Source organism: Wocania ichthyoenteri Th78 (assembly GCF_000789235.1).
GTDB lineage: Bacteria > Bacteroidota > Bacteroidia > Flavobacteriales > Flavobacteriaceae > Wocania_A > Wocania_A ichthyoenteri.
In genome coordinates this window covers 829,557-844,869 of sequence record NZ_KN525716.1, presented here as the reverse complement: position 1 = coordinate 844,869, position 15,313 = coordinate 829,557, and the positions used below count along the sequence as shown (strand labels likewise).

9 protein-coding genes are annotated in these 15,313 nt (G+C 31.8%); 6 read left to right on the top strand and 3 right to left on the bottom strand.

The window, feature by feature from the left end:
- Nucleotides 1-56: 56 nt before the first annotated feature.
- Nucleotides 57-1,301: a NosD domain-containing protein gene (locus RG22_RS03580; protein WP_052143620.1), complete on the top strand. Its 1,245-nt coding sequence runs from the start codon at nt 57-59 to the stop codon at nt 1,299-1,301.
- Between the two features lie 74 nt (nt 1,302-1,375).
- Here RG22_RS03580 and RG22_RS03575 read toward each other — a convergent pair whose 3' ends face one another.
- From RG22_RS03575 to kduI, 3 genes are read right to left on the bottom strand one after another with little or no spacing between them, the layout of a single operon-like run.
- Nucleotides 1,376-2,557 (bottom strand): DUF4861 family protein, encoded by a 1,182-nt coding sequence (locus RG22_RS03575; RefSeq protein ID WP_034040943.1) that lies wholly within the window; start codon nt 2,555-2,557, stop codon nt 1,376-1,378.
- Nucleotides 2,558-2,570: 13 nt separating this feature from the next.
- Entirely contained in the window at nt 2,571-3,359 is a 789-nt protein-coding gene (locus RG22_RS03570) for a gluconate 5-dehydrogenase (protein WP_034040941.1), read from the bottom strand.
- Nucleotides 3,360-3,377: 18 nt separating this feature from the next.
- The gene (gene kduI / locus RG22_RS03565) at nt 3,378-4,220 is read right to left on the bottom strand and encodes a 5-dehydro-4-deoxy-D-glucuronate isomerase (RefSeq protein ID WP_034040939.1); all 843 of its coding nucleotides are present in this window, start codon (nt 4,218-4,220) and stop codon (nt 3,378-3,380) included.
- Between the two features lie 115 nt (nt 4,221-4,335).
- Here kduI and RG22_RS03560 point away from each other — a divergent pair, with 115 nt between their 5' ends.
- From RG22_RS03560 to RG22_RS03540, 5 genes are all read left to right on the top strand, one after another.
- The gene (locus tag RG22_RS03560) at nt 4,336-5,517 is read left to right on the top strand and encodes a glycoside hydrolase family 88 protein (RefSeq protein WP_034040937.1); all 1,182 of its coding nucleotides are present in this window, start codon (nt 4,336-4,338) and stop codon (nt 5,515-5,517) included.
- Nucleotides 5,518-5,568: 51 nt separating this feature from the next.
- Entirely contained in the window at nt 5,569-6,774 is a 1,206-nt protein-coding gene (locus tag RG22_RS03555; RefSeq protein WP_034045684.1) for a DUF2264 domain-containing protein, read from the top strand.
- A gap of 28 nt (nt 6,775-6,802) precedes the next feature.
- Nucleotides 6,803-7,822: a LacI family DNA-binding transcriptional regulator gene (locus RG22_RS03550; protein ID WP_034040935.1), complete on the top strand. Its 1,020-nt coding sequence runs from the start codon at nt 6,803-6,805 to the stop codon at nt 7,820-7,822.
- Complete coding sequence (locus RG22_RS03545; protein WP_052143619.1) at nt 7,819-11,937, top strand: hybrid sensor histidine kinase/response regulator transcription factor; 4,119 nt, start codon at nt 7,819-7,821, stop codon at nt 11,935-11,937. The genes RG22_RS03550 and RG22_RS03545 overlap by 4 nt, the downstream gene beginning before the upstream one ends.
- A 194-nt stretch (nt 11,938-12,131) precedes the next feature.
- Nucleotides 12,132-15,311 (top strand): SusC/RagA family TonB-linked outer membrane protein, encoded by a 3,180-nt coding sequence (locus RG22_RS03540; protein WP_081997663.1) that lies wholly within the window; start codon nt 12,132-12,134, stop codon nt 15,309-15,311.
- Nucleotides 15,312-15,313 lie beyond the last annotated feature (2 nt).

The following is a 15,313-nucleotide window of genomic DNA, read 5'->3' as shown; positions in this document are numbered from 1 at the left end:
TAAATTTAGGTTTATATTTTACTAACTAATTATTAATCAAGTAACTATTATTTATTATGAAAAATTTAAAAACTATTTTTTCACTTATTTTATTTAGCTTAATTACAATTTTTTCATGTGATTCTAATTCTGAAGAACTACAAGCAGAGGAAGCAAAAAATGAATTAATTAATAATGATGAATTACAGGCACCTCCACCTGGACCTCCACCAGCAGGAACTACTTACACTATTACTAACGGAATGACCTTTTCTCAATTAAATGCTGTATTAGCATCAGCCAGTAGTGGAGATACAGTTGAAGTTGAAGCTGGTACATATACTATTAGCGGAAGATTAAATTTTAGAAATGGTGTTTATATTAAGAAGAAAACTTCAACAACACCTATTTTTGATGCTCAAACGTCTTCGCCTTCTCAAATGCTAGAACAATATATATCATCAAATAATGATGACATTGATGTATATGGCATTCAGTTTCGAAATATTAGATTGAAATTTGTAAATGCTGATAACACTAAGTTTCGTTATTGCATATTTGATTATGGCAAACGAAAATCGGGTACAGATAAAGGCTATACAGCTGATGCTTACATTCAGTTAAATAATTGTACAAATATAGAGGTTAGGGGTTGTGTATTTAAAAGACGAAGCGGAAATAGTGGTCGAGGTGTTTATACATCTGGAAGTACAAATACCAGTATTACCAATAATACATTTGGAGATGGTGGCAGCACTGGGTATTTTGTAACAGCCATAAATGATAACAGTGATGGCACTACAATAAGTGGGAACACTATAGAAAGAAAAGCATCGTGGGTTAATACTAGTGAAACAGATCATGGTATTTACGCACACAGTTTTGATGGGTTAGATATAATAGATAATACCATATCTGGATGGCCAACAAACGCTTCAGGAGGTGCTATAAAAGCTAGAAATGGGCAGAACCTTACCATTACAGATAATACACTAAATACATCTGGTATACTATTGTATGTATATAGTAACAATCCTTCTAATCCATTTTTAAAAAATGTAGTTATTGATGGAAATACTATTAATGTGTCTAGTTCAACTAATGATATATATCACGGTATTGGGTATTGGAGAAACACATCAAGCTCAAGCTTTTCAGAATACTCAATTAGGATAGCTAACAATAGTCTCCCTAACGGAAGAATTAAAATAGGAACACCTGTTGATGCATCAGATTTCAACGCAGGTAGTGGCGGTGTATTTAATAATAATATTGATGCTATAACTTTACCATCAGGAATAAACAACTCAGGAAATTATTAATTAATTTTCTATAACAAAAAATCCGTTTTTATTCTTAGAATAAAAACGGATTTTAAATTTAATAATTTTAATGGTTATTGTTTTTTAAGTGAAACTTCCAAAGGAGTGTTTATTCTTTCAGAAAAAGCATTTAAATAGTTTTCCCAATCTTGCTTAGAATTAAATTGACCGCTCTTTTTCCATCCAAAACCTGCGTAATAGACTACTTGATTGTTTATTATATTAAGATGAGCATAAGCATTACTTAGGTCTTTTACTTCACTATTATACGTTTCAAAATCAACAAAATAATCTTTTGATGCAATAATGGCAGTTCCTAATTCAGAGTCAGCATGAGGTTGCCAATAGCTTACCCATCCTTTGTTTCTATTACCAGTAACTTCTCCGTCTTTTTCATGTAAAGTTAATCCTGCTGAAATATTTTTAATACCTTCTAGTGAAGTAGTAAATTTTGAAAAATTCTGACCTAAATCTAAACTAATTATTTTTGATTCTTTAACGGTGTTTCCAGCAGCATCCCAATTTTCATATTCTAAATAAAAACTAGTTCGCAATGGGCCAGTAGTTATAGTGCGCCATTTTATGTAATTTTTAGAATAGTAATATGTCGTATCAATTTTTGCTGCAATACCGCCAACACCACGGCTTATGCCAACATGAAAATTATCTAGCCCTTCACCAGTATCTTCGTGATAAGTACCCTCGGTTTCTGTCTCTTTTTTATACCAATTATTAATTATTGGGTGTTCAACTCTTTTTAACCAAGCATCAACACCACTAGATAGTGTTCCTCCAGGAACCTTATCTTCAATCATTTTTTGAGCTGTGGGGCCATAAACACGAAACGCTACTTTATTGTTTTCCCAGGTATAATCATCGGTGCGTTCTGGTACAAAACGAGAATAACATAATTCTGGCGCAGTAAGTTTTTCTGCTTCAGTGATGGTAACTATTTTAAATGTAGCATCCGAATTGGCTTTAATTTTTGGTTGAAATAAAATAACATCTAAAACACCATCATCATCATTATCTACAGTTTGGATTAACTCTAAAGTATTAGTTTCAATATTTAGAATGCCGATATTAGAAAGCTCCTTAACTTTTAGAAAAGATTTGGTCAATTCTACAGTTTCAAAAGTTCTTTCAACGTCAAGCGTATTTTTAACGCTAATTGTTGTTGTTTTCTCCTTTTTAGTACAAGAACAAAGCAACACTAAAGTTGAAAAAAACAAAATTGATTTACTAAGTCGTTTCATGAGTTTATTTTTATTATTCGTTAGCAGGCTTACCAATGGTTGCCAAAATTCCGCCATCAACATATACAATATGCCCGTTAACAAAATCACTAGCTTTAGAGGCTAAAAATATAGCTGCACCTTGTAAATCCTCAGGGTCACCCCAACGAGCGGCAGGCGTTCTTTTAATAATAAATTCGTTAAACGGGTGTCCGTCAACTCGAATAGGAGCAGTTTGGCTTGTAGCAAAATACCCTGGTCCAATACCATTGGTTTGAATATTAAATTTAGCCCATTCTGTAGCCATACTTCGCGTTAACATTTTAAGCCCGCCTTTTGCGGCGGCATAAGCACTAACAGTATCTCTACCTAGTTCACTCATCATAGAACAGATATTAATTATTTTTCCACCACCTCTTTTAATCATGCCTTTGGCGACGTATTTTGATACAATAAAAGGGCCAATTAGGTCTACTTTTATAACTTGCTCAAAATCTACTGTTTCCATGTCAACAATTGGTGTTCTTTTAATAATTCCAGCGTTGTTTACTAAAATATCAATAGGACCAACTTCAGCTTCAATTTTTGCTATAGTAGTTTCTACGGCTTTATCATCGGTTACATCAAACACATAACCATAAGCATTTAAACCACATGATTTATATTCAGCAACAGCTTCGTCTAAAGCTTCTCTCGTATGATTATTTACTACAATTATAGCTCCCGCATTTCCTAAACCTTTTGCCATGGCCATTCCTAGCCCATGTACAGCACCTGTTACTAATGCTATTTTTCCTGTTAAATCGAATAATTGAGTTGACATAATATGTAATTTTTTAATTTATTTTAATTCGTTTATTTTACAATGATCCATATCACCGTAGTCTAGGTTTTCACCTGCCATTCCCCAGATAAAAATGTAGTTGCTTGTTCCAGAACCAGAATGAATGGACCAAGGAGGTGAAATCACTGCTTGATTATTTTGCATCCAAATATGTCTAGTTTCAGTAGGTTCGCCCATAAAATGGCATACCGCTTGGTCTTCGGGCACTTCAAAATAAAAATAGACTTCCATTCTACGGTCATGAACGTGTGCTGGCATGGTATTCCAAACACTCCCTGTTTTTAACTCCGTCATTCCCATTTGTAATTGACAAGTTTCAACTAAACTGTTTACTATTAATTTTCTAATGGTACGTGCATTAGCAGTTTCTAAAACACCTAGTTCTACAATTTCAGCATCATTTTGACTAATTTTTTTAATTGGAAAAGTTTTGTGAGCAGGAGTAGAGTTTATATAGAATTTTGCAGGATTTAAAGCGTCCTCGCTACAAAATACCACAGATTCGTTTTCTCTACCTATGTATAAGGCTTCCTTATACTCTAATTCAAATGTTTCATCATTTACAATGATACTACCCTTGCCCCCTACATTGATAATTCCTAATTCTCTTCTTTCTAAGAAATATTCAGATTTCAGAGGGTCTATGCTTTCCAATGCTACTTTTTTAGAAACAGGAACAACCCCTCCGGTAATATATCTATCGTAATGAGAGTACACCAAATTTATTTGGTCATTCTCCATTAAATTTTGAATTAAAAATTCATCACGTAATCTATTGGTATTATAACTTTTAACGTCTTGCGGTGAAGCTGCGTATCTAACTTGATATTGAGTGCTCATAACTAATTGAATAAATAAATTTTTTGTAAAAGTAAATAAAATATTTTAAAATACAATCGATTGGATTTTAAAATATTATTTCTTAACTTTGTTGGAAATCAAATTAATATATATTATGAGAAACCTTTATTCAATTCTTCTTCTTATACTACTTTGTGGTAGTTGTGCTAAGAACACTTCCTTTTCAGATATTAGAGAAACAATAATTGCAAAAGCAACTAATCAATATGATTATTTGTATGATACTACAAGTTCACAATTAGATAATAAAAATAGGTTTCCAAGGACGATTGAGAGCGATAAAATTAGATTGGTTTATAATTATGATTGGACTAGTGGATTCTATCCAGGGTCTTTGTGGTATTTACATGCACTAACTGGAGATTCTAAATGGAAAAATAGAGCAATGCAATACACAAAGAAACTAGACACTATTCAATATTGGAAAGGAAATCATGATGTGGGATTTATAATAGAATGCAGCTATGGAAATGCTATGAAAGTAGCTCCATCTGAAGATTTTAATAAAATAATAGTACAAACAGCTAAATCGTTATCTTCTCGTTTCCGTCCAGGGGCAGGAATTATTCAATCTTGGAATTCTAATGAAAAATGGGATTGCCCTGTAATTATAGATAACATGATGAATTTAGAATTACTTTTTCATGCTACAAAAATTAGTGGAGATCCAAAATATTCTGATATTGCTACATCACATGCCGATAATACAATAAAAAACCATTATAGAGATGATTTTAGTTCATATCATGTATTAGATTATAATAAAGAAACTGGGGATATTGTAGCTCGAAACACAGCGCAAGGCTATGCAGATGAATCGGCATGGGCAAGAGGGCAAGCATGGGGACTTTATGGTTTTACGGTTTGTTATAGAGAAACAAAGGACGAAAAATACCTTGAGCAAGCCATTAAAATAGCCGATTTTATAAAAAATCATCCTCAACTTCCTGAAGATAAGGTGCCTTATTGGGATTATGATGTGCCAAAAGAAAAGGAGACACCAAGAGATGCTTCGGCTGCATCAATAGCAGCATCGGCCTTATATGAATTAAGTACTTTTGTGAAAGATGATAAAGAAGCCTATTTAGATTTTGCAGATGAAATTATGTATAGTTTGAGTTCTTCAGATTATTTAGCAGAGATAGAAACAAATAAAGGATTTTTACTTAAACACTCTGTTGGGAGTATACCGCATGGTGTAGAAATTGACGTGCCTTTGAACTATGCTGATTACTATTTTTTAGAAGCATTATACAGAAGTAAAACTCTAAAATAGGGTATCACAATAGGTTAAATGCAACAATTGAAAAGCGATAAATATAAACACATGAAAAAGAGACTTGTTTTAGTATTACTGTCTATGACTCCTCTTCTAAATTTTGCTCAGAATGATAGAGCTATTTGGATTAATGAATTAGTAAAAATGGCAGATCCCGTGTTAGTATCATTAAGTGAAGGAAAGCTTAAAGAAAAGATGCCTACAGAACAGGCTAGTTTTGAATATGGAGATCGAAGTTCTTTTGCACATTTAGAAGCTTTTGGCAGATTAATGGCTGGTATGGCACCGTGGTTAGAATTAGGAGTAGATGATACAAATGAAGGCAAATTAAGAAAAAAATATATAAAGTTAACACATAAAGCAATACGTAATGCTGTAGACCCTAACTCTAGTGATTATATGAATTTTTCTAATGGAAATCAGCCCTTGGTTGATGCTGCTTTTTTAGCACAAGCCTTTATAAGGGCACCCAATCAAATGTGGAAACCGTTAAATGATGATACCAAAAACATGGTAATTGAAGCATTCAAAAAAACCAGAACTATTTCGAACATACCTTACAATAATTGGCTATTGTTTGCGGCATCTGTAGAAGCATTTATGATAAAGTTTACTGATGATGTAGATTATGTAAGAATTGAATATGCATTGCAAAAACACATGGAGTGGTATGTTGGGGATGGCTTATATGCTGATGGTAAATATTATCATTGGGATTACTACAATTCGTTTGTTATTCACCCAATGCTAATAGATGTTTTAAGGGAACTTCAGGGAACACCACATAAACTTAAACCCTTATACGAAGTGGTTTTAAAAAGGGCACAACGTTATGGTGAAATTTTAGAAAGACAAATATCTCCAATAGGCACATTTCCTATTGTTGGTAGATCAACAGTCTATAGATTTGGTGCATTTCAAGCCTTATCTCAATTAGCTTTATTAGAAAAGCTACCTGCTAAACTATCAGAGGGTCAAGTGCGATCTGGTTTAACGGCTGTTTTAAAAAAACTGCAAAGTGCTAAAGGACTTTATGATGAAAACGGATGGTTACAAATTGGAGTTTATGGCTATCAACCAGATATGGCAGAACCTTATATATCTACAGGAAGTTTATACTTAACTTCACTAGGTTTTTTACCTTTAGGACTTCCAGAGAATCATTCGTTTTGGATATCCTCAGCTGAAGATTGGACCAGTGTAAAAATATGGAGCGGAGATTCTTTAGTTAAACGAGATAAATATTCAAACTAGTGAAAGTTTTTAATTAGTTTTATTATAGATGAAAAAAAATAAAATAACAATTCACGATATTTCTAAACACTTAGGGATTGATAGTTCTACAGTATCTAGAGCATTAAATGATAGCGAACGCGTGTCTAAAAAAACAAAGACACTCATTTTAAATACAGCGTCTGAAATGGGGTATCAACGTAATGTGTTGGCATCAAACTTGCGTAAAAGAGTTACTAATACTATAGGTGTTGTTGTTCCTAGAATATCGCGTCATTTCTTTTCATCAGTAATTCAAGGTGTTGAAGAAACTGCTTATCAAGCAGGTTATAATGTTTTAATATGTCAATCATTAGAACAATTAGAGAGAGAAAAAAAAATAATTGATACTTTGGTTGCTAATAGAGTAGATGGTGTGCTAATTTCTATATCCATGGAAACGATGGATTATAACCATATGCAAGGTTTAAAAAATGGAGGTATCCCTTTGGTTTTTTTTGATAGACATTGTAATATTCCAGAAACTAATAATGTACTAATTGATGATTTTAAAGGTGGTTTTGATGCTACCCAACACTTAATTAGTAAGGGGTGTAAAAATATTGTTCATTTTTCTGGACCACAAGAATTAGAAATATATAAAAATAGATTTAAAGGTTATAAGGAAGCCTTAAATAAAAATAACATCCCTTACAGGAAGGAATATGTAATAAGTTCTAGATTAATGGAAAATGATGGCTTTGAAAACGCAAAAAAGCTTTTAGATAGTAATTTAGAGTTTGACAGTATTTTTTCGGCAAATGATGTTGCTGCCATTGCTGCTATAAAGTACTTAACAGATAAAGGAGTAAAAATACCAGATGATGTTGCTATTGTTGGTTTTAGTAACGAGCCTATTTCAACAGTTATTAATCCTGCTTTAACAACTATTAATCAACCAGGGTTTGAAATGGGTAAAAAAGCAACAGACTTATTGTTAAAACATATAAAAAATGAAAACGGTCTTCTGAACTCGCAAACCATAATAATGGATTCAAATTTAATAGAACGTCAATCATCAAAAAAATGACATTAAAGAGACACATAGCTTTGATGCTTTTTTGTTTATTTATTGGTTTTGTTTCTAGTCAAGAACAAGAGCAAGAAAATAATTATAAAGCTTTAAAATTTAAGAATTTTTCTTTAAAAGAAGGATTGTCTCAAAGTTCTGTGTTGTCTATTTTACAAGATAAAAAAGGGTTTCTGTGGTTTGGAACACGCGATGGATTAAATAAATACGATGGCAATGAGTTTAAGGTTTTTAGGCAAAATTCTCAAGACAGCACAACTTTAAGCCACAATTTTATAAAAGCATTGTTTGAAGATGCAAAAGGAAATTTATGGGTTGGTACTATTAATGGTCTTAACAAATTTAATTTAGAAACAAATTCATTTGAACGCTATGTAATCGATACCAAGGAAAGAGACTTAGATAATTTTGAAGTTTGGACCATTGTTGAAGATAAAGATGCGTATTTGTGGCTAGGGACTAATTTAGGAATTAAAAAATTTGATACCAAAAAGGGTGCCTTTGTTGAGGTTACTTATAAACACTCTGGCAAAAAACTATTTAATACACCAACTAGGGCTTTATTAATTAGTAGCAACAACGAGTTGTGGATAAAAACCACAGAGCATATTGGAGTATACAATTTAAACACACAGGTTGCTAAACATTATTCTTACCCAGAAAATTTTGTAGCAGAACTTAATGAAAATAATGTTTCAGTACTTTATCAAGATAAAAATAATAACATTTGGTTGGGCTTTAAAAACGGATTAGCATTTTTAAATAGGGATAATAATTCGTTTGAACCTTTTACTTTAAAATCTCAAAAAAAGAAAGCAATTAATAATCATGTTCGTAGTATATGTGAAGATTATTTAGGAAATCTTTGGGTTGGAACATATAATGGTCTTTATGTTCTAAATCAAAACAAAAATTCAATATCACATTTTATACATGACGAAAACAATCCAAATAGTTTAAGTCAAAACTCCATTTATAAAATTTACCAAGATATTAAAGGTGATATTTGGATAGGTACTTATGCTGGGGGGATTAGTTATTATGACAGAAGCTATGATATATTCAAACATTTTACATCTGGAACTAATAATACAAAGCTTAATTACAAAGTAGTTAGCTCGATTATTGAAGATGAAAACAATAATTTATGGATAGGTACAGAAGGGGGAGGTATTAATGTTTATAATAAAAAAACTGGTGTTTTCGAGTACTACACAAACAATCTTAATAACTTAAATAGCTTGAGTGCTAATAACGTAAAAGCCATGATTCAAGATTATGATGGTAATTTCTGGATTGGTACGCATGACGAAGGCCTAAATTTTTTAAATCCAAAAAAAATTCCATTCAAATTCAAAAGATTTAAAAACAATCCTAATAATACTAATAGCTTAAGTAATAATAGAATTATTTCATTATTTGAAGATTATGAAAATAATATATGGATAGGAACTTCTGGTGGTGGATTAAATGTTTTAAACAATAAAACAAATACAATTACTAGAATAAAAGATACTTTAAGTTTAGTAGGGAAATTAATATATAAAATAGCAAAAGCATCTAATAAAAACGAACTTTTAATAGGGGGTAGCAATGGGTTGTCAAAAATTAATATTAAAACTAAACAATTATCTAAAATTAATTATTTAGATAAAAAAGGTTCACAAATCTCTGACGCAGTCCTTTCTGTTTATGAAGATAACAATAAAAATCTTTGGATAGGAACTGAAGGTGATGGTTTGTATTATTATAATACAACCACTCAAGAAACTATTAAATTTGATACATCTAAAGGTTTACCTAATGACGTAATTTATGGTATTGTTCCAGATAATCATAACTATATTTGGTTAAGTACAAACTATGGATTAAGTAGGATTAATTCACAATCTTTTCAAATTAAAAACTTTAACGAATCTGATGGGTTACAAAGTAACGAATTTAACTATGGGGCCTATTTAAAAAATAAAAAAGGGGAGTTACTATTTGGTGGAGCTAATGGTTTTAATGTTTTTAATCCTAATGATATTGTCGAGAATACTTTTGTGCCACCAGTTACTATTACATCTTTTAAAGTTAATAATAAACCGTATTTAAATATAACAGATTCAACCGATCGCATAACACTAAAACATAAGCAAAATGATTTTAATTTCGATTTTGTAGCGTTAAGCTATTCTCAACCAAATAAAAATCAGTATGCTTATAAGTTAGAAGGCTTTGATTCTGATTGGAATTATATAGGAAACAAAAAATCTGCAACTTATACTAATTTAGACGAAGGCGACTATGTTTTTAAAGTAAAAGCCTCTAACAATGATGGGTTATGGAACGAAAAAGGAGCAACTATACCTATTACTATTCTTCCTGCGCCTTGGTTAACGTGGTGGGCGTATTTACTATATATAATTGTGTTAACAGGTTTAGGTTTACTTATCCTAAAATACAGTTTAGTAAGAATAAAAGAAAGAAATGAGTTAAAACAAGAACGTCTTGAAAAAGAAAGGATTGAAGAGGTAAACAAATTAAAACTAGAATTATTTACCAACATATCACATGATTTTAGAACACCACTTACACTTATTTTAGGGCCACTTGAAAGGTTGTTAAAAACAGAAAATAAAGACGATTTTGTTAAAAAACAACATGAAATAATGTACAGAAATGCTAGTACATTAATGGAGTTAATAAATCAGCTTTTAGATTTTAGAAAAAGCGAATCTGGAAAACTCCTTTTAGCAGCATCTAAAAGTAATATTATACCGTTTGTAAACGATATTAAATTGGCATTTGATGAATTAGCAAGAGCAAAAAACATAGAATTTTTATTAATATCAACAAGTGATGCTATCGAAGTTTGGTTCGATCAAACCAAACTCAAAAAAATCATATTCAATTTACTATCCAACGCTTTTAAGTTTACTCCAGAAGGCGGTAAAATAACATTGGATATATCAATTACTGAAAAATCTAATAATTATGTTAAGCTAAAAGTTACAGATAATGGTAGAGGTATATCTAGAGTCAACAAGAAGTTTATTTTCGATAGATTTTACCAATTAGGAGAACGCTCGGGAACAGGAATAGGATTATCGTTAACAAAAAACCTTGTAGAGTTACATAAAGGCACTATTAAAGTTAAAAGCAACGAAAACAAAGGGACATCTTTTACTGTTAAATTACCTTTAGGACATACGCATTTGAGTAGCGAGCAAATGGTAAAAAGCGTAAATACTGTACAAGAAAATAACATGTTTAACCTAGAAAAAGCAGCCTATGTTGATAAAGCAGTTATTGCACACAAAGAACAGTTGCAACAGATAGAAGATAAACCGATAGATAAATCTTTATCAACTATTTTAATTGTTGAAGATAATGTTGAGGTAAGAACATTTATTAAATCTATTTTCTTAAATAAGTACAATGTTTTTGATGCTGAAAATGGCAAAAATGCCATTGAGGTTGCTAAAAATCATGATATAGATTTGATAATAAGCGATGTGATGATGCCCATTATGGATGGTATGGAAATGTGTAACGAAATTAAAACAAACATAAAAACAAGCCATATTCCTGTAATTTTACTTACTGCAAAAACCTCTCAAGAAGATCAAAAATCTGGATATCAAATAGGTGCGGATACTTATATTACAAAACCATTTGACGCTAATATTTTAGAAGTTAGAGTGATTAATTTATTAAAATCTAGAAAAAACTTAATAAATAAGTTTAAAAAAGATATAATCCTCCAACCTAAAGAACTTACAGTAACATCAGCAGACGAGATGTTCTTGAAAAAAGCTATAGAAATTGTTGAACAAAACATATCAAGCTCTGAGTTTTCAATAGCAAAGTTTATTGAAGAGATGGGAACAAGTCGTTCTGTATTGTATAGAAAATTAAAAGCATTAACAGATCAGTCTATTTCAGAATTCATTAAAACCATAAAACTTAAACGTGCAGCACAATTGATAAGTAAATCGGATATGAATATTTCTGAAATTGCTTTCGATTTAGGTTTTAATGATTTGAAGCATTTTAGAAAATCGTTTAAGAAATTATTTAATGTATTGCCCTCACAGTATAGAGATAATAATTCAAAACTAAATACCTAGAAGTATTTAGTATTTAGAAGGAAGTCCTGTAAACTCATTGTAACATTCAAGGTTTAATGGTTAGTTTACATATAAAATGAACAGCTAGCCGCTTCTAAAAGAGCTTTTTTTCCCCCTATTATAATGTAATTAGATTATACATTTACATCAGAAACTAAACTACTAACAGTATAATCAAATTTAAATAACAAATAATGAAGAATCATTTCAAGCTATTTTTAACAAAGCCAAAAGGTAGTAGAATCATACTTCTTATGATTTTATGTGGAGCATTGTGTAGCTTCTCTACTTATGCACAAGTAAAAAATATTACAGGTACAATTACTGATGAAATTGGGGTGCCACTTCCAGGAGCAAATGTTGTAGAAACTGGAACGTTAAATGGTGCAACAACAGATTTTGACGGCAAATATTCTATACAGGTAAACGAAGGAGCTTCCTTAAGTTTTAGCTATATAGGATATAAAACAGTTGTGGTAGCAATCACAAATCAAACTAAAGTAGATATTAAATTAAATCCAGACTTACAGCAATTAGATGATATTGTTGTAATTGGTTATGGTTCTGTACAGAAAAAAGATGTCACAGGTTCTGTAGCTACAGTGAAAATGGACAAACTTACCGAAGCACCGGTTGCCAACTTTGATGAAGCTTTAGCAGGACGAGTTGCTGGGGTTCAAGTAAGTGCTGGCGGTGGCGAACCTGGAGCAGGCATGGACATTGTTATCAGAGGTGGTAACACGGTAAATGGAGATAACTCTCCATTATATGTAATGGACGGGTTTATTATTGAAAACTTTAACCCAGGTCTTGTAGATCCTTCGGATATTGAAACCATGACCGTTTTAAAAGATGCTTCGGCAACAGCCATATATGGGGTTCGTGGTGCCAATGGTGTTATCATTATTACAACAAAGCGAGCTAAATCTGGGAAAACAAAAATTTCTTACGAAACACGATTGGATGTAAAAAATGTTTCAAAAACATTAGATGTATTAGAACCATATGAATATATAAAACTCTCTTCAGAAATTAATGAGAATAGTACGGCAGCCCGATGGTTTTCGGTTTTTGATGAAGGTTTAGGTCAAAGTGTACGGGTTGGTGATCTTGAAGATTATGTTGGAGCAACAGGCAGAAACTGGCAAGATGAAGCCTTTAGAACCGCCTATTCAAAAACCCATAAACTTAATATATCAAGCGGTGGTGATAAAACAAGATTGAATGCCTCAATAAATGCGGTGGAAGATCAAGGATCTTTATTAAAATCAGAATATAATAGGCTTAACGGAAGAATGACCGTAAACCATAAAATTAGCGATAAATTGGATGCTACCATTGATGTCCTTTATACTAATTATACTCAAGAAGGGCTTGATACAGAAGGAAATTCATCCTATTCATTTTTAAGGAGTTTAGTAACTTACAGTAATGTAGCAAATAAATTTATAGATTACCCAGCGGGGTTTGATCCTTTAGATCAGGTAAGTGAAGATTTTGATGCTTTTAATATTGTAGTTTGGCATCCAATAGTATCTTTAAATAACGAATATAGAAAAAGAGAAAACGATCAGTTTATCGCAAACTTAAGATTGAAATATAAAATTTCACCAGCTTTCAGATTCGAAACAAGAGCAAGTTTTAACCGTCAATTTAGAAATACAGGTATTTTTAATAATAGCCAAACGGTTTATGGTCGATTATTAAGTAAAATAGATGGTATAAATGGTTCTTTAGATGAGCAAAAATGGAGAAACTTCTCTACAGTGAATACTTTAGATTTTAAAAAGAAAGTTAATAATCATTCCTTTGATGCATTATTAGGGGTTACTTTAAATATTAGAAAAACTTCTAGAACACGTTTCAGATCCATAGACATTCCACAATATCTTGAAAACTTAGGAATCAATTCTTTAGATGGAGGAACGTTAGATAGTTCTGATGATATTAGCGGTACAGACGAATCAAGAATTTTTTCTGTACTAGGAAGGTTTAATTATGGATATAAAGGAAAGTATTTATTTACGGCCTCTTTAAGACGTGATGGGTCTTCTGCTTTTCCTGAAAAAAATAGAATTGGATATTTTCCATCGGCAGCGGTATCATGGAATGCAGATAAAGAAGATTTTGTTAAAAACTTAAATGTGTTCTCGCAATTAAAGTTTAAAGCAGGTTACGGTAAAACAGGTAATGATAGAATTCCTGGTTCTGCAAGATTTGAGTTTTTAACAGATAGAGATGCGTCTTACTTTTTTGGCGGACAAACAGTTCAAGGACAACGCCCTACAAGTTTTGGCGCCAATCCAAATTTGTTTTGGGAGACTACAGAGCAGTATAATGTTGGTTTAGATATGGGCTTTTTTAATGACAGATTATCTATATTAGTTGAGGCTTACCAGAAAGATACTAATGATCTTCTTATAAATGCCGATACTGCTTTATCTCAAGGATTTCAGTCTGTATGGACTAATACTGGACAAGTAAGAAATAAAGGTTTAGAAATTAGTTTGAACACTGTTAATATTTCTATCAAAAATTTTAAATGGACTTCAGACTTTAATATTTCTTTCAATCAAAATACCATTGTGTCTTTACCAGATGGAAAACCAATTTTTGGTCAACCTAATTACTACAGATTGTTAAGTACTAATCAATTTCTTGTTGAAGAAGGTCAAGCGTTAGGTAATATGTTTGGATATGTATCTGATGGGGTATACCAACCATCTGATTTTGAAAATTACGATCCAGATGCTTCCACCCATACCTTGCTTTCAGGGCAACCTAGTTACAGAAGCCACCAACCAGGAGATGAAAAATATAAAGATTTGAATAATGATGGAGAAATTACTGGAGCCGACAAGACCATTATAGGAAATGCATTACCTAAACATTTTGGAGGTTTTGGGAATACCTTTACTTTTAAAAATTTCCAGTTGAGTACGTTTTTACAATGGTCATACGGAAATGATGTATTAAATGCAAACCGATTGGTGCTTGAGGGGATGATTAATGGAGGCCAAAACCAATTAGCAACAACACTAAATAGATGGACTCCAGAAAACCAAAATACTAGTATGCATCGGGCAGGAGGTCAAGGTTTTCAAGATATTTCATCCCGTGTGGTAGAAGATGGTTCATATTTAAGATTAAAAACTGTTAATTTTTCTTATAATTTTTCTAAAGATGTTTTAGAGAAATTAAAGCTGAACAGTTTAGAATTGTACCTGTCGGGGCAAAACCTAATCACTTGGACAGACTATTCTGGTTTTGATCCAGAGGTGTCGGTAGCAAATTCATTAATTACTCCAGGTATTGATTATTCGGCTTATCCAAAGCATAGAACATTCAGTTTAGGTTTAAATGTTTCATTTTAAAA